This window comes from Parasynechococcus marenigrum WH 8102, from assembly GCF_000195975.1.
Lineage (GTDB): Bacteria > Cyanobacteriota > Cyanobacteriia > PCC-6307 > Cyanobiaceae > Parasynechococcus > Parasynechococcus marisnigri.
Genome location: NC_005070.1, coordinates 1,357,545 through 1,371,249 on the forward strand (window position 1 = coordinate 1,357,545; position 13,705 = coordinate 1,371,249).

The 13,705-nt window shown below is 59.7% G+C and carries 25 protein-coding genes; 10 read left to right on the forward strand and 15 right to left on the reverse strand.

All coding sequences use genetic code 11. The features are described 5' to 3' along the window. Positions 1 to 271: 271 nt before the first annotated feature. On the forward strand, positions 272 to 436 hold the full coding sequence (locus TX72_RS14180) for a hypothetical protein (protein ID WP_158305737.1): 165 nt from the start codon (positions 272 to 274) through the stop codon (positions 434 to 436). A 29-nt stretch (positions 437 to 465) separates the two neighbouring features. On the opposite strand, the gene TX72_RS06915 is transcribed toward TX72_RS14180, so the two are convergent. After that, the gene (locus TX72_RS06915) at positions 466 to 702 is read right to left on the reverse strand and encodes a hypothetical protein (RefSeq protein WP_011128235.1); all 237 of its coding nucleotides are present in this window, start codon (positions 700 to 702) and stop codon (positions 466 to 468) included. Positions 703 to 725: 23 nt separating this feature from the next. Next, complete coding sequence (locus tag TX72_RS06920) at positions 726 to 977, reverse strand: hypothetical protein (RefSeq protein ID WP_173358490.1); 252 nt, start codon at positions 975 to 977, stop codon at positions 726 to 728. Between the two features lie 118 nt (positions 978 to 1,095). Here TX72_RS06920 and TX72_RS06925 point away from each other — a divergent pair, with 118 nt between their 5' ends. Continuing rightward, entirely contained in the window at positions 1,096 to 1,398 is a 303-nt protein-coding gene (locus TX72_RS06925) for a DUF8646 family protein (RefSeq protein ID WP_011128237.1), read from the forward strand. 6 nt (positions 1,399 to 1,404) lie between these two features. On the opposite strand, the gene TX72_RS14405 is transcribed toward TX72_RS06925, so the two are convergent. Continuing rightward, entirely contained in the window at positions 1,405 to 1,569 is a 165-nt protein-coding gene (locus tag TX72_RS14405; RefSeq protein ID WP_011128238.1) for a hypothetical protein, read from the reverse strand. Between the two features lie 114 nt (positions 1,570 to 1,683). On the opposite strand from TX72_RS14405, the gene TX72_RS06930 reads away from it, so the two are divergent. The 4 genes from TX72_RS06930 to TX72_RS13925 all read left to right on the forward strand — a co-directional run bounded on the left by TX72_RS06930 (position 1,684) and on the right by TX72_RS13925 (position 3,076). Then, complete coding sequence (locus TX72_RS06930; protein WP_011128239.1) at positions 1,684 to 1,980, forward strand: hypothetical protein; 297 nt, start codon at positions 1,684 to 1,686, stop codon at positions 1,978 to 1,980. A gap of 218 nt (positions 1,981 to 2,198) precedes the next feature. Then, positions 2,199 to 2,360: a hypothetical protein gene (locus TX72_RS14410; RefSeq protein ID WP_173358491.1), complete on the forward strand. Its 162-nt coding sequence runs from the start codon at positions 2,199 to 2,201 to the stop codon at positions 2,358 to 2,360. Between the two features lie 148 nt (positions 2,361 to 2,508). Next, positions 2,509 to 2,826, forward strand: a complete 318-nt coding sequence (locus TX72_RS06940) for a hypothetical protein (RefSeq protein ID WP_148228795.1) — start codon at positions 2,509 to 2,511, stop codon at positions 2,824 to 2,826. 61 nt (positions 2,827 to 2,887) lie between these two features. After that, the gene (locus TX72_RS13925) at positions 2,888 to 3,076 is read left to right on the forward strand and encodes a hypothetical protein (protein WP_148228796.1); all 189 of its coding nucleotides are present in this window, start codon (positions 2,888 to 2,890) and stop codon (positions 3,074 to 3,076) included. 80 nt (positions 3,077 to 3,156) lie between these two features. On the opposite strand, the gene TX72_RS06945 is transcribed toward TX72_RS13925, so the two are convergent. Next, positions 3,157 to 3,375: a hypothetical protein gene (locus tag TX72_RS06945; RefSeq protein ID WP_011128242.1), complete on the reverse strand. Its 219-nt coding sequence runs from the start codon at positions 3,373 to 3,375 to the stop codon at positions 3,157 to 3,159. Between the two features lie 127 nt (positions 3,376 to 3,502). Between TX72_RS06945 and TX72_RS06950 the strand changes: the two genes are divergently transcribed. Next, positions 3,503 to 4,393 (forward strand): GNAT family N-acetyltransferase, encoded by an 891-nt coding sequence (locus tag TX72_RS06950; RefSeq protein WP_011128243.1) that lies wholly within the window; start codon positions 3,503 to 3,505, stop codon positions 4,391 to 4,393. Between the two features lie 11 nt (positions 4,394 to 4,404). Here TX72_RS06950 and TX72_RS06955 read toward each other — a convergent pair whose 3' ends face one another. Together TX72_RS06955 and TX72_RS06960 are read right to left on the reverse strand one after the other, a co-directional pair. Beyond that, positions 4,405 to 5,091 carry a response regulator transcription factor gene (locus tag TX72_RS06955; RefSeq protein WP_011128244.1) on the reverse strand — a complete coding sequence of 229 codons (687 nt, stop codon included), beginning with the start codon at positions 5,089 to 5,091 and terminating at the stop codon, positions 4,405 to 4,407. A 63-nt stretch (positions 5,092 to 5,154) separates the two neighbouring features. Continuing rightward, entirely contained in the window at positions 5,155 to 5,373 is a 219-nt protein-coding gene (locus TX72_RS06960; RefSeq protein ID WP_011128245.1) for a CP12 domain-containing protein, read from the reverse strand. Between the two features lie 147 nt (positions 5,374 to 5,520). On the opposite strand from TX72_RS06960, the gene TX72_RS06965 reads away from it, so the two are divergent. Beyond that, the gene (locus TX72_RS06965; protein ID WP_011128246.1) at positions 5,521 to 5,748 is read left to right on the forward strand and encodes a DUF3136 domain-containing protein; all 228 of its coding nucleotides are present in this window, start codon (positions 5,521 to 5,523) and stop codon (positions 5,746 to 5,748) included. Positions 5,749 to 5,769: 21 nt separating this feature from the next. Here TX72_RS06965 and TX72_RS14865 read toward each other — a convergent pair whose 3' ends face one another. The 4 genes from TX72_RS14865 to TX72_RS06980 form a co-directional block, all read right to left on the reverse strand. Beyond that, positions 5,770 to 5,892, reverse strand: coding sequence for a hypothetical protein (locus tag TX72_RS14865; protein ID WP_263969699.1), 123 nt, complete (start codon positions 5,890 to 5,892; stop codon positions 5,770 to 5,772). A gap of 293 nt (positions 5,893 to 6,185) precedes the next feature. After that, positions 6,186 to 7,586: a 30S ribosomal protein S6--L-glutamate ligase gene (gene rimK / locus TX72_RS06970; protein WP_011128248.1), complete on the reverse strand. Its 1,401-nt coding sequence runs from the start codon at positions 7,584 to 7,586 to the stop codon at positions 6,186 to 6,188. A 74-nt stretch (positions 7,587 to 7,660) separates the two neighbouring features. After that, a complete protein-coding gene (locus TX72_RS06975; RefSeq protein WP_011128249.1) occupies positions 7,661 to 8,368 on the reverse strand; it encodes a response regulator transcription factor in 708 nt (235 codons plus the stop codon). A 3-nt stretch (positions 8,369 to 8,371) separates the two neighbouring features. Further along, positions 8,372 to 8,875: a DUF411 domain-containing protein gene (locus TX72_RS06980; RefSeq protein ID WP_011128250.1), complete on the reverse strand. Its 504-nt coding sequence runs from the start codon at positions 8,873 to 8,875 to the stop codon at positions 8,372 to 8,374. Between the two features lie 174 nt (positions 8,876 to 9,049). Between TX72_RS06980 and TX72_RS06985 the strand changes: the two genes are divergently transcribed. Together TX72_RS06985 and TX72_RS06990 are read left to right on the forward strand one after the other, a co-directional pair. Continuing rightward, on the forward strand, positions 9,050 to 9,898 hold the full coding sequence (locus TX72_RS06985) for a DUF429 domain-containing protein (RefSeq protein ID WP_042503568.1): 849 nt from the start codon (positions 9,050 to 9,052) through the stop codon (positions 9,896 to 9,898). 51 nt (positions 9,899 to 9,949) lie between these two features. After that, the gene (locus TX72_RS06990; protein WP_011128252.1) at positions 9,950 to 10,360 is read left to right on the forward strand and encodes a YccF domain-containing protein; all 411 of its coding nucleotides are present in this window, start codon (positions 9,950 to 9,952) and stop codon (positions 10,358 to 10,360) included. A gap of 6 nt (positions 10,361 to 10,366) precedes the next feature. Here TX72_RS06990 and TX72_RS06995 read toward each other — a convergent pair whose 3' ends face one another. The 5 genes from TX72_RS06995 to TX72_RS07015 form a co-directional block, all read right to left on the reverse strand. Beyond that, on the reverse strand, positions 10,367 to 10,975 hold the full coding sequence (locus TX72_RS06995; RefSeq protein ID WP_011128253.1) for a hypothetical protein: 609 nt from the start codon (positions 10,973 to 10,975) through the stop codon (positions 10,367 to 10,369). 30 nt (positions 10,976 to 11,005) lie between these two features. Further along, a complete protein-coding gene (locus tag TX72_RS07000; protein ID WP_011128254.1) occupies positions 11,006 to 11,410 on the reverse strand; it encodes a hypothetical protein in 405 nt (134 codons plus the stop codon). Further along, positions 11,407 to 11,637 carry a hypothetical protein gene (locus TX72_RS07005; RefSeq protein ID WP_011128255.1) on the reverse strand — a complete coding sequence of 77 codons (231 nt, stop codon included), beginning with the start codon at positions 11,635 to 11,637 and terminating at the stop codon, positions 11,407 to 11,409. The genes TX72_RS07000 and TX72_RS07005 overlap by 4 nt, the downstream gene beginning before the upstream one ends. 50 nt (positions 11,638 to 11,687) lie before the next feature. Beyond that, positions 11,688 to 11,876: a hypothetical protein gene (locus tag TX72_RS07010; RefSeq protein WP_225867680.1), complete on the reverse strand. Its 189-nt coding sequence runs from the start codon at positions 11,874 to 11,876 to the stop codon at positions 11,688 to 11,690. Positions 11,877 to 12,049: 173 nt separating this feature from the next. Next, entirely contained in the window at positions 12,050 to 13,678 is a 1,629-nt protein-coding gene (locus TX72_RS07015; protein ID WP_011128257.1) for a hydroxysqualene dehydroxylase, read from the reverse strand. Positions 13,679 to 13,705: the final 27 nt, after the last annotated feature.

The window sequence follows — 13,705 nt, forward strand, 5'->3', positions numbered from 1 at the left end:
ATTGCTATGCACAAACGAGCGAGATAGGCCGTCCTTCCCATCCGGGAGGGGCGGCCTTCCCCTTGTTCATCTGGTGCAATTCAGCTGTGGAGCTGATGTTTACCGAACGCAATCAATGATTTGCCGGATTGCAGCGGCTCACATATGTTTTTTGGGTGAAGAGAAGCGCAGACGACAGATTCCACATCGCGGTGCAAGCCTTGGCTGCCTGATTGCACCCTGATCAGTCCACGGCGTTGACTTCACACAACCGTGATTCCGGAGACGATCCATGACATCAGCCTCTGTGGTGACCACGCGCGATGGAGACACCGTGCGCATGTTTCAGGGCGTGGATGGTCCTTTTTACCGCGCCTGCAACGGCAACCGCTGCGTAAACTGCCGAGACCTTGTGATCGCCCTCGAGCATCTCAAGGTCTGGCGTCAGAAGCTCTGAGAGATCAACAGTGAACAAGCGCGGACGAACTACTTCTGGCGCTTGAAGGTGTAACAACCACCGTGGTAGCCGGTGAAGGGCTGGGCATAGGTGGTGAGCTCCCAGCCCTGTTCCCCCAGCTCATTCATCAACCCCACCAGGGTCACATCGCGCTGGGGGTGGCTGCGGGAAATGATCTGACGATCATCCAGCCATAACTCTTCGATCTCACCGGTCCACGACTTACCGCGGGGCACAAAGCGGAGCTGGGTGTATTCCCACTTCATCGCGGACCGGGAGGGGCAGTGGATCAAAGCACGCCGAGGGGGCCCTTCTTCTTCTTGCAGTAGCCGGCACCGATGTTCATCCAACCGGCCTTGCAGGCCTGGCCATTGGTGGGAGCCACCTCGTAATACACAGGAGACACACAGGTGGTGCCGAGGGTGTTGACGTAGCCAGCCGGGCACTGATCAAAACCGGGGGCCTTGGGGATCTCCTTCTGCGCCAGGGCAGCGGAGGGAGCCACCAGCAAAGGAAGCAGAGCAAGAAGAACGGAGCGCATCAGTCGAAAGCTGCTAGAGCACATCAAGGTATTAGGCGAATCCGTAGCAATCGAAAGCCGTCCGCCCGACAAGTGTGCAAAGGATCCGACAGAGTGCCGGCATTTCAGGCACCTACCCATGACCACGCCCAACCGCGATCAGGTGCTGGCAGCCTCCGCCGGTTGGGTGGCCGTGCTGCTCAATGTGGTGCCCGGACTCGGGGCCGGCTACCTCTACCAACGCCGCTGGCGGGCCTACTGGATCACCTCTGCTGTGGCCACCGCCTGGTTCGTGGCCGGTGCCGTCCTGGCTCAGGATGCGGATGCTGCTGCCGAAGCGCAGAACCAACTTGTGGGGTTGATCGGCCTGCTGGTGCTGGCGGGGGTGACCGCCACCGAAGCCGGCCTCAGGCTGAAGCAGGTGCGTCAGTCACTCTCCTGATCTGAGTCAATCGGGTAAGCGTTCAACGGCGACGTGCATGAAGCGCTTGACCATGGCGATCGGCCAGCCCTCACGCTGCAGCTCCTCAGCGATCTGATCGATCTGATTGGCAATCTCCTCAGCCACCAGCTCCTCAAGCAAGTGGTTGGAGTGCTGGGTGGATGCAGTCATGGCAAGCGAGATCTTCTACGGGGCTAACCCATCCCTGCCGAGCGGCGCCACTGCAACATCCGTGACGAATGCAATCTCAGTGAAGACGTACGGTTTCTTCACTATGGAGGTGCCATGGAGAGGATGGTCTGGGCATTGGTGCTGATGGTTGGTCCAGAAGCGGCCCTGGCGGAAGCCAGGTTTGAGTGGACGGAGACCACCAGCAAGGAATGCAGGGCCTACTTCCAGCAGGCCTACATCGACCAGGCCCGGGCACTGCCGCCGAAAGGCATGGGACGTGACTACTGCGGTTGCGTGAAGGACGCACTGGCCACCAACCCAGCCGCGGCGGATGTCACCCAGATGTGTTCACTGATGGTGAATTCCAGATTTCAAACAGCATCACAACAGGTAAACACCTCAGACAACTGAGCTGGCATTCGACTCACGGATTGGGATAACACAGGCAGCCAATCTGAAGCTGTGTCTGATCACGATCAACCCAGCCCAATCCGTTTCCACAGTTCCATTCACGACGATCAACCCTGTGAATGCCTGAGCTGCCGCAATCTGCGTGCTGCAATTCAACGCAACGCTGTTGCACAGCCAATGCAGTTGCGTCGGCGTTGAACCGTTGGCAGGGTGAAGGCATGAAGCACTCCTCTCTGCTGCAGCGACTCGGCACCTATCTGCTGGGGTTGGTGGACGAATACTGGGCCATGAGGCGACCCTGGCAGTACGGCAACAAACAGCCCCAGTGCGGCTTGCAATGCGATGGCGATCATTGCCAGCGCAGCGACGAAGCTATTTGAATCGCAAGAACAGAAAAAGGGGGGCGGCCGCTGGTGTGAGAGGGCGGCCGCCAGAGAGCCAACTTCCCGATCAGCTCCGCGCATGTTTTAACCGCGGCTTAAAGCAGCAGCTGTTGGAATGGATACATCGTCGCTCCATCGAAGCTGCATGAATCATTCGGCTCTGGTTCTTGTTCTGTTGAGTTCACTCCTCCAGGGGGTCGCTCAGGCCAACACCACGTCAAGAGAGCAGCAGTCGGTGATCGCACGCTGGACCGGTGAAAACATCTGCAAGATGGGCACCGAACGGTTCTACGCACTGCCAGAGGACGACGTCCGCAAGCTTTTTGAAAGCCAGACGTCCATGCGGTACAACGACATCCCTTTGACCCCAAGCGAATCAGAACGCAACAGAATCACGTCTCAACTCACCGGTTACATCTCTGCCGTGTGCCCAAAAGAACTGGAAAATTATCGGAAACGATGATCCGCTCCACGTTGATGCGTGATAGTCAGTCCAGAGCAATTCAGGTGCTGAACTACTCGTCTTGCTGGTCCGCGTCCAGACCAAGGCAGGCCTGCTTGTCGACCTGACACAACAACTGCATCAGGTTCTGGCGATCCACGGCAGAAAGTTCCCCACTGGTTTCCCACTTCAAGCAGGTGCGTCGCTGACAGCTTCCTGTGTGGCCCTTAAGAACTTCAAACATGGCAGCCTCCTTTGGCTGATGTTTTGACTCCTACGCCAAAACAACACAACGAATCAAGAGCATGAATACCCATCAATGTGCAGTGTGTCGGCTCCGGAGCCAGCCCGTCAGGAGTTGTGAAGTTGCAGGAGAAGTTTGGCCGCCAGGCCTCTGGACAGGCGACGGTTCACCAACAAATCACAGATCCAATCAAACAGAGGCGGTGCATCATCCACCTGGGCCAAACGCTGTTCGAGCTCTTTCAGTTCCTGAACGTGCCTACAGCCCCGCAAAGCATCGATCAGGGTGTCCTCGGTCGGCTTGCCAGACATTGGGGTTCCGACCATCTCGGTCCTGTTGCACCTTCATGATTGCTACGTCATGGAGGTGCTGTTTGTCACCAGATGGGGGTAGGGCCACAGGCCTGAATCGGTTGATGCTCAAACTGCGATGCCTTGATCGAAGACCGCACCCATGACGGCATCACTGGAGATCAGACCCTTTCAGGAGACGGACCTGGACTTCGTCAGGCAACTGGCACGTCAGGAGGATTTTGCTCCTGGCATTGGGGACATCGCGATTTATGCCAACACGGCGAATCAAGGGGTATGGCTGGCCTGGCAGGGCGATATGCCCGTGGGATGCATCGCTGCCGTGAAATACAACCTTGATTACGGCTTCATGGGTCTGTTTGTGGTGCACCCCGACCATCGCGGCGGTGGAGTGGGCAGGCAGCTCTGGGATCACGCTCTGGCATTACTCGCAGATGTGACGTGCATCGGCCTGGAAGCCGCACCATCAATGGTGGAGTTCTACCAACGTCAGGGCTTCCGAAAGGATTCGATCACCACGCGCAGGCAACATCTGCGCCTTGAAGAGTCATCGCAACACCCCACACGGCGATTGCTGCATCGCAACGACATCACGATTGTTCCGCTCAAGGCCATCTCACTGGATGCGGTGCAGGCCTATGACGAACGTCATGAAATCAGCCCGCGGCCCCACTTCCTCCAACAGTGGCTGAATCACCAGGCTGGTGATGTCTTCGTCGCCATGGACGGCAGCCATCAGTGCCATGGCTATGTCCGCATCCGTCCATGCCTGCTGCCCATTGGCCAAGGCTGGAGAATCGGTCCATTGCTGGCAGAAGAGCCCGGGATCGCATCCTTGCTGCTGAGCAACGCCATGGATCGGCACAAAGGAATCATTCTCATCGACACCCCAGGCCATAACCGATCAGCCCGAACCGTTGCAGGGGCTAAAGGATTTCGGCGAATGGGGGCAACCCATCGGATGTACAAAGGCGACCTTGACAATGGCCACGACCAGAACATCTACGGCCTGGCTTGCCTGGAATTGGGCTGAGGCACGGTGAATCAAATCTGAACCATGCCGCAACGCATTCCCTTCAACACAGCCTGCACTCTGTTGTTCACCTCCAGCGTGCGCAACAGGCGCTTGGTGTAGGTGCGAGCGGTTTCTTCCGTCACCACAAGATCTTCAGCAATGTCGCGATCGGACATGCCGCGGGCAAGCCGATCCAACACCTCATATTCGCGGGGTGTGAGCCTCGGGCAGCTCAGGTAGGGAAGCTCATCGGACCGCAACGATGGGCTGCGGTAGGAGTGATGTCCCATCACCGCCAACACAGCCGCTTCCAGGGGTTTGCGGTCTTCGATGATGTCGGCTTCAGCGACAACAGCTTCCAGCCAGGGCGCGCTGTCGTATCCCACCGGGATGGCATCACTCAAAGCGAGCACAACAACCTTCAGATCCGGTTGGAGCTCACGTGCTTTGCGCACCAGCTCGAAGCCGTTACCGCGCTCCAGTAAATCCGTGCAAAGGAGAAACTCGAATGTGTCTTGTTTTAGGTAATCCAAGCAGGACACTTCATCGGTCACGGCACAACCGATCTGGGCACGTTCAGTCAGACTTTCACAGAAGCAACGCAGGAAAAAACGACCCTTCATCGCCAAGGCAATCTTTCCGGTCATCGCAACAGACAACAACGGCTCGTCGTTCAGCGTCTTTGGTTGCTGTTGGAGATATGGCGTCAGATCCATGCCCAGAGCTGCTCCCTTCGCCCATCCTTGCCAGGCCGAGGAAGCATTCCGGAAACGCCGTTGTCAGTCGTCATAGACGCGGCATTCAGGGGCGTCTGGGTTGAGATCGCAATGCACCTCAAGCGAGGTGGGATCTTTGTGATCACCGGGGTGATGGCTGCGGTAGGTCTCAAGGCCTTCGAGTTCCGTGGCGTAGTGACGCACCTTGGCCTGATCGCCACTGGCTTCCGCTCGCGCCAACTGCTCACGGTCCTTGGCGATGTGGGTTTCGATCGTGTCCATCCAGGATTCAACAACTCCGGTGCATCCAACCTCCACACAGCCCCAGCTCACTACCCCCATCCGGGGACAGCAGAACTGTCCCCAAATGGGAGGCGATGGAATACAACCAGCCAGCGCACACTGACGCCACCAAAACGACGCTGCAGCATGACCACAGCAAGCCTGAGCATCGGTGAACTTGAAGCGAACTATGCGCTGTACTGCAAAGCCCTGAAGATCCTGATCCGACAAGGCAAAAGCAGTGCGGAATTGCATCGCACCATCTGCTGGCATCGCCTCGGTTTGCTTCACCGATCACTGCCTCGGCAGTACAAGTCGCCCGAGCGACTGATGTTGATGATTCAGGCCGATCTTTCCAACAATGGCTCTGTTTAGGAGTCGTTGTTCAGATGGAACTCAACGACGCCGGCGCTTGATGATGGCTGGCTTCAACGGACAGGCCAAGGCATGAAACGGTTGATGCTTGCCTTCCAGGATCATGGTGCCGATCGGATAGGCGTGGGCGAGTTCGAGCTTCATGGGTTGGGTATCTCGCAGGATCAACGTCCTGCTACAGGCTCACGATGCCTCGCGGCTGAGTGATCGACTACCCCAATTCGGGGACAAGTGGATCAAAACCAGTCCACCTGGAGGATCTGGATTCCCGGGAAATCATTACGACTCGCGATGACGTGACGGCTTCCTCCCCAAACGCCATGAAATCGAAATCAACCAAATCACAAACACCAGAAGTGCCAGCATCGAGGGGCATTCAGATCAGTTCATAAATAATCTGGTAGGGATATGGCCCAAACGATTCCGACAGGACCAGATCAACAAGCGACCTGAGGTTCCGATAAACGTGTGCGGACCCAACCCAGTTTTCGCTCGATTTCCTGAATCATCAAGCCAGCCAGATCCTTTCCTGTAGCGGTTTCAATGCCCTCCAATCCAGGACTTGAATTCACCTCCAACAGAAGCGGGCCTCGCTCGGAGCGAATGATGTCAACGCCGGCCACATCCAACCCGAGGGCACGGGTCGCCGACACAGCCAATTTGCGTTCTTCCGGGCGGATGCGCACAGCCTGGGCCGACCCTCCTTGATGAATGTTGGAGCGGAAATCTCCGACCGCAGCCGTCCGTTCAATCGCTGAAACAACTTTTCCTCCGATCACGAAACAACGCAGATCCTTGCCGCCGGCTTCCTTGATGAACTCCTGCACCAGAAGATTGGCATTCAGGCTTTTCATGGCGTTGATCACACTTTCCGCCGCTTTCTGAGTCTCAGCCAACACAACTCCACGCCCCTGGGCCCCCTCCAGCAGCTTGAGGATCAACGGGGCACCACCAACCATTTTGATCAGGTCCTTGGTGTCGAGAGGTGAGCTGGCAAAGCCAGTCACCGGCATGTTCAGGCCATGCCGCACAAACAACTGGGAAGCCAGAAGCTTGTCGCGTGAGCGCTTGATCGGTTCTGCGGCATTGAGCACGCTGATGCCCATCGCCTCGAACTGGCGCGTGATCGCACAGCCGTAGAACGTGACACTGGGGCGAATCCGCGGAATCACCGCATTGATGCGCTCAAGCACATTGCCTCCCCGGTAGTGCATCTCAGGATTCTGAGGATCCAACCGCATGTAGCACTGCTTGACATTGAGGAACTCCATGCGGTGGCCCCGTTCTTCTCCGGCCTCCAGAAGACGGCGGTTGCTGTAAAGCTCTGGGTCCGAGGCCAGCAGGGCGATCCGCAGGCCATTGCGCTCCGTGCGCAGAGGGGCGTACATCGCCTCGAGCTGGTCCTGACGGAGATCGCCGAGTTGATGGCTGCCCTCAGGATCCACCAACACGCGCCCCACCATGGCTTCACGGCCGAGCAGCATGCGATAGCCCATCGCATCGCGATTGGTGAGAGTCAGCTCAATCGGCCAGCTCTCTTCACCGAGCACCAGCTGTTCACGAATCACGTAGCGCGTTTCGGTGATGCCACTGGTGTTGCGCACACCGCGTTGTTCCAGCACAGGCGACTCACGGCGGATCACCACGGAACGATCGTTCTGAAGCGGATGCACTTCAAAACTGATCCACCGAGCTTCATCGCGCTGAAACGGCACGATGTTGAAGGCATGCAATGAGGATGTTGCTGCGCCGGAATCAACCCGGGCCTTGATTGCCGGCAGGCCAAGCCCTGGCAAGGAGCACCACTCCTCACTGCCGACAATGATTTTTCTGGTCAAGGCCGCGAACGGTCCTTATCGAAAGAGACAGAAAATCTATGTCTCGTTCAGGTGTGCACAGCACCTACCAGCCCTCAATCAAGCGGATCGATCAAGCCATAGAGCAGGGCGGTGACGGCCATCTGGGTGCGGTCGCGGGCACCGAGCTTGTCCATGGCATTGCCCACATGGGTTTTCACCGTTTCCAGGGAGATGCCCAGCAGATCAGCGATGGCATTGCTCTTGAGGCCACGGGCCACCGCTGCCGCCACATCCAGCTCGCGCTGGGTGAGCTCCTCCACCAACGGCGGCAGATCAGGCTGCGGTGCTGCCGCCGCCAGCCGGCGGATCTCCGCGGGGTAATAGACGCCACCATCAGCGAGGGTGTGCAGGGCACCGATCAGATCACCACGGCCCGTGCCCAGGCTTGATTTGAAGATCACCCCATCGGCGAAGGCATCCAGCGCCTCCCGCACCAGGGCCTTGGTTTCCCGCTCCAACACGATCAGCAGCTGACAGGTGGGCAGCTCCGCCTTCACTCGTTTGAGCAACACCGGGCCGTAGCCGGTTTCCAGATCCGAACTGCAGATCAGCAGATCCGGCTGGGTGCGCAGCACCAGCTCAAGACCTTCGTCTTCTGTGGTGGCGGCACCCACCAGGGACGGCTTGATTGGTTCAGCAATCGCTAGGGCGCTGAGGGTGAGCCGATCACCGAACACCAGCACGAGGCGCCGGTGTTCGAGCAGCTCGGCGGCCTGGGCGATCGCCTCCTGGGTGGTGCGGGAATCGAGCCGGAGTTCCATGGCTCAGTAGCGATCAAACACGGTTGTTGATCCGTCGTGGGCAATGGCCATCACCGCAACCGGATCCGCCGTCCTCCCCTTCACCTCCATGCCGGGGGAACCGATCGGCATCCCCGGCACCGCCATGCCACGGATGTCGGGCCGTTCGGCCAGCAGGCGTTGGATCGATGATGCCGGCACATGGCCTTCGATCACATAGCCCTCAACGATGGCGGTGTGGCATGAGGCCTGGTCCGGCGCGATGCCATTGGCCTGCTTCACACGATCCATGTCGTCGTTGACCTGATCGTTGATGCGAAATCCCGCTGCCGCGATGTGCTCGCCCCACTGGGTGCAACAGCCGCAACTGGCTGAGCGATAGATCGTCATGGCTGGACCTGTCGCCTCGGACGTGGCCGGCATCACGGACGGGCCCTTGGCATCACCATGGGCCTGCACCAACGCAGGCGCACAAAGCAGCAGGGCCGCCAACACAGCGCCACAGGGAGCCAAGGTCGTCCACGCCATCCCTGATTAACCGCAGTATCAACGCAATTCTCGCGAACGCTGCACGGGTGACAACGGGGAATGGACGGAGTCCCTCAACTGAGGGATGGAGAGAGACTTCAAGCCCCCTCAATCGAGGGAGCGAAAGCTCACGGCAGCCTGCGGATTGCTCTCTTGACCATCCTCGACACACAAATGCCAAAGGAGCCCGAGGGAAACCAACCCACACCAGTACAAGTCCTCGGCATCGATGCCGCCTGGACGGCCCATAACCCCAGTGGTGTGGCCCTTGTGCAACGAGCTGCTGATGGATGGCAATGCCTGGCCCTTGCCCCCAGCTACGACAGCTTCCTTGCCATCGCCGCTGGAGAACCATGGGATCAGGGCCGAAAAGCCCAGGGCAGTGAACCCGATCCCGAAGCGCTGCTGGAGGCCTGCCATCAATTGGCGGGGCAACCCGTGGACTGCGTGTCGGTCGACATGCCGCTGGCAACGACTCCCATCACCAGCCGTCGCGCCGCAGACACCGCCATCGCCAGCCTCTTCGGGCCGAAGGGCTGCGCCGTACACAGTCCCTCCGCGTTGCGTCCCGGTGCGATCGCCGATCAACTGCGCGAACGCTTCGCCGAACTCGGCGTTGCCCTGCACACCACAACTCCAGCTCGCCAAGGGCCGGCCCTGATCGAGTGTTACCCCCATGTGGCCCTGCTGGCCTTGCTCAATCGCAACTACCGTGTGCCCTACAAGGTGAGCCGCTCAGCCCTGTACTGGAAGGCGGAGCGGCCTCCGGTTGCTGAACGGGTCAGGCGTCTGCTGGCGGAATTCACCGCCATCCACCAGGCCCTCAGCCAGCGCATCAGTGCCATCCCGCTCACCCTGCCCCAACCCCGCGAGGTGACCACGCTCTCATCGCTCAAGCCCGTGGAAGACATGCTCGATGCCCTGATCTGCGCCTGGATCGGCATCGAACACCTCGAAGGCCGAACTTTTGGCCTGGGTGATACCACTGCTGCCATCTGGTTGCCTGCAAACCTGATGGGTTGAGCAGACAATGGAGGCGAGGTGGCAACTCCTCTCCGCCACCACCAACAAACCATGATCAGCGCCCTGCTCAACATCCTCTGGGTTGTGCTCGGAGGCTTCGTGATGGCCGTGGGCTGGTGGCTGGCAGGGCTGCTGTGCGCGATCACGCTAATCGGGCTGCCCTGGGCGCGCTCCTGCTTTGTGATCGGCAGGTTCTCGCTCTGGCCGTTCGGGCAGGAAGCCGTGAACCGCGAGGAATTGAGCGGACGCGGTGATCTGGGCACCGGTCCGCTGGGGCTCATCGGCAACGTACTCTGGTTTCTGGTGGCCGGCTGGTGGTTGGCGATCGGCCACCTCAGCTCCGCCCTCGCCTGCTTCGTGAGCATCGTGGGCATTCCCTTCGGGATTCAGCACATCAAGCTGGCCTTGATCGCGTTGAAACCCGTGGGCATGACGGTCGTGCCGGTGCGGTCGGCGGGCTGAATGGCCTCAATCCAGCGATGGCGGCGTGAAGGTGTCGGCCACCGCCACGATCCAACGGGCAGCAGCAGCCGCCACCTGTTCCTTGGTGACGTTGAACTCCAGGTCGTGGCCCTCGGCGAGCAGATCGGGAATGATCGTTTGCCAGGCCATGCCGGCGGCACTGGCGTTGAGATCACCGATCAGCACAAAAGCCTTGGCAGCACCGGTCACCGCAGCGGTGTACTCGGCATTGGCCGACACCTTGCTGCGATACCAGTCGCTCACCTGATCACGCTGGGCCTTGCTCAGAAACGGCGGTGCCCCCACCAGATAGGCATCAAGCACCAGCATCGGGCTGGGCACGCTCTGGCCGGGATGCTTGAGCGCAAACCAGGCCTGGCCGATTGAGGCCGCATCGGGCCAATGGCAGAGGATCGCGGCGTCCTGACTGTCGAGTGAACGCTGCGCCGCCAGCGCATCAATGCGTTCGAGCAATTCCGGACCAGTGACCGGCGGCTCGGTGCGGGAGTGTTCAGCCCGGGCTTCATTGATCGCCTCAGCCACCGCCGCTTCGTTCTGCCCCAACTGCTGCAGAGCCCGCTTGAGGTTGGCATCGGCATCGGCGGGACTGGTCAAGGGTGATCGCGCAGGGGTGAATCCACGATGTCATTGATGATCATCTCGTCGTCGCAGGCGAGCCCCATCCCACGACGCTGTCGACAGGATGTCTCTCAGCTGATCAAGAACAGCTTGCTTTTGATCATTCCAAGCCCCCTGCTTCACAGTGATCAGATACTCATGTTGAACGCCAGTTCCCCTGATGCGTGAAGCTGCAATCGCCAGGTCGTCGTAACCAAGTGGGAAAGCAGCATCGGGAGACAACCCGAGAATGCCCTCAGAAACGAACAGAAGAAAATCAAACAGCACCGGGCTGAAGTATTCGTCGTCCGGATTCAGGTCACCGCACGACACCATCTGGTCTCTGGTCTGCGGCGTATAGGTCACAAACGAGAAGCACAACGGATGGCCCGTGTCCTGCAGGTACAAACCTCTGAAACGCTGGCGACTCATCGGTGGGATTCCGGATTCATGCCAGGCCTTTGAGCCACATCACTGCTGGCGGGCTGCTTCATCACGTCAGGGCCAAGGTTGAGATCAGGCTTCAGCCGCAGCGCCATCCACAGAAGCATGGCGGCACACTCCTCATCTGTGGGGCCGTAGTCGTATTGCCAATCCTTCACAGTCGCCACGAGCTCCTGCTGGGCATGGCGAATGAATTCATCAGTCCATTCCTGCATCCCCTTGCCCTCCACTCAGCGCAAGGCATCAGCGCAAAGCAGACGCCATCTCAATCTTGATCAAGCTCGTCCTCTGGGACATAGAAGGGTTCATCCATTCCGGGCTCATTGTTCTGCAGAACAAAATCTTTCAAACAATCATCGCTTTCAAACACAAACAGATCGTCCTGTTCAGGATGCACACCCTGCATCTCGGGATGGCGATTCACAAGACGCGTGATCTTGCGGCGCTCCCGCACAAATCCCGATCCCTTTTCAACCAGATAAACCAACAAAGCCAGGTCGACCAACACAAGAGTGACCATTTCCAATATCTGCATCAAGCGCGAACCATCACTGAAATGACCCTAGCGAGAGAGCCATGAATGGCACTCAGCACAAACGCCTGAAACCACAACAAACAACTACCGGCTCAACGTGAACCCGCGAACCAGGGCCAGCGCAGACCCGCCGCCTCCAGGGGATTCATCACCAGTTTGTTGAGGGCCCGGCCGAGCACCACCTGCGGTTCATCCGGGCGAACCGGAATCACCCGGTGTTCGCCGGAGACTGTTCCGCGCACAACCCCGCGCCGCAGCAGCGAATTGGCCGCCTCCAGCCCGCACACATAGGCCCGCTCCTGACAAAGGCCCTTGGCGCCATGCTCCCGCTCCCCCATGCGCACCCAGTCGCCGGCGCACACCACCGTCGCAAGCGATGTCTCCAGCGGCGGGCGTTGCTGAAAGCTGCCGGGAGAAAACAACGACACCGATCCCGGATAACGCCGCACCTCCTGATCCACCACCTGCGCATGGCGGAAGGCCGGTTGCACCTGCGGCAGCAACTGCTGCATCAAGGCATCAACGATCTCCTGATCGCTCTGCTCAGCAATGGCACTGGCGTTGTAGAAGTCGCTGGCGATCACTGACCCCTGCACCGCCTGATCCCCCCACAGGGCCTGCTCGTTGTCGGCCTGCAGTTGATCCAGCATGAAGAAGGTGGCGCCGGCCCCCTTCAAGGCCGCGAAACGGGAGAAGACATTGGCGGGATCGTCAACGGCAATGGAGCGATCCAGCCACAGCCGCACCGACACCACATCGATCGCGCCGAGTCCACCAGCCCGCGCCAGCTCCGGTGCCAAGGCAGCGCACTCCGCCGATCTGGCCATCAGAGACCCCATGCCTCGGGCCCCCACCGCCAGCACCACGGCATCCACGTCGTCGATCAAACCCGTCTCGCCTGTCGCCAGCGATCGCGTTTCCAGCGAGTCAGTGGCACCGGTGGGGGAGACGTTCAAACGTGAAGCAAACGTGCCGCCCAGGACCTGCAGCTGATGCGAATCGCAAAGACGGCGGCTCAGGGGGGCAAGCAGTTGCTCACCGATGCTCTTGCACTTGATCCAGCGCACATCAAAGGAATCCTGGTGCGCCAGGGCGTAGTAGTAGAGCAGCTCCATCGTCACCGCCGCCGACAGCTCCTCCGGTGGCTTGAACAGTCCCACCAGCAGGATCGGCCGCAGGAACTCGTTGATCATCCGCTCGCTGATCCGCAGTTGCCGGAACAGCGTGAGCGCATCAAGGGCGTCGTAGCGCTCATACACCGCAGGGCTGCGGTTCAGATCGAGCATTGCCACCAGCAGTCCGGCGATGCTGAGTCGATCGGCTACCGGCAGGCGCTTGAAATTGTTGATCGTGGCGAAGGCCTGCCCCAGCGGACTGGGCAACTGCGGGCCATCACCAAATACCGGTGCCGTGGCCTCCAACCCCTGGGGCGACCAGAAGGCACTGCTGGTGAACGGGGTGAACACATCGCTCAGCCCGAGTTCGTCGCAGAGCGCATTGATGTTGGGGTAATCCCGCCAGAACCCGCGGGTGCCGGCTTCAAACGGCTTACCGCTGGCGGTGGTCAGCGGCGTGCTGCCGGTGGGATCCGCCAGGCCATCCACAAGGGTGACGCGCACCCCGGCTTCACAGAGCGCTTTGGCGGCACCCCATCCGCCCCAGCCGGCACCAACCACCACCACATGCGAAGGGTTGGCCGCCGATTGCTGCTGCACCGCCATCCCTGACCCCGCCACCGCTGAAGGCCG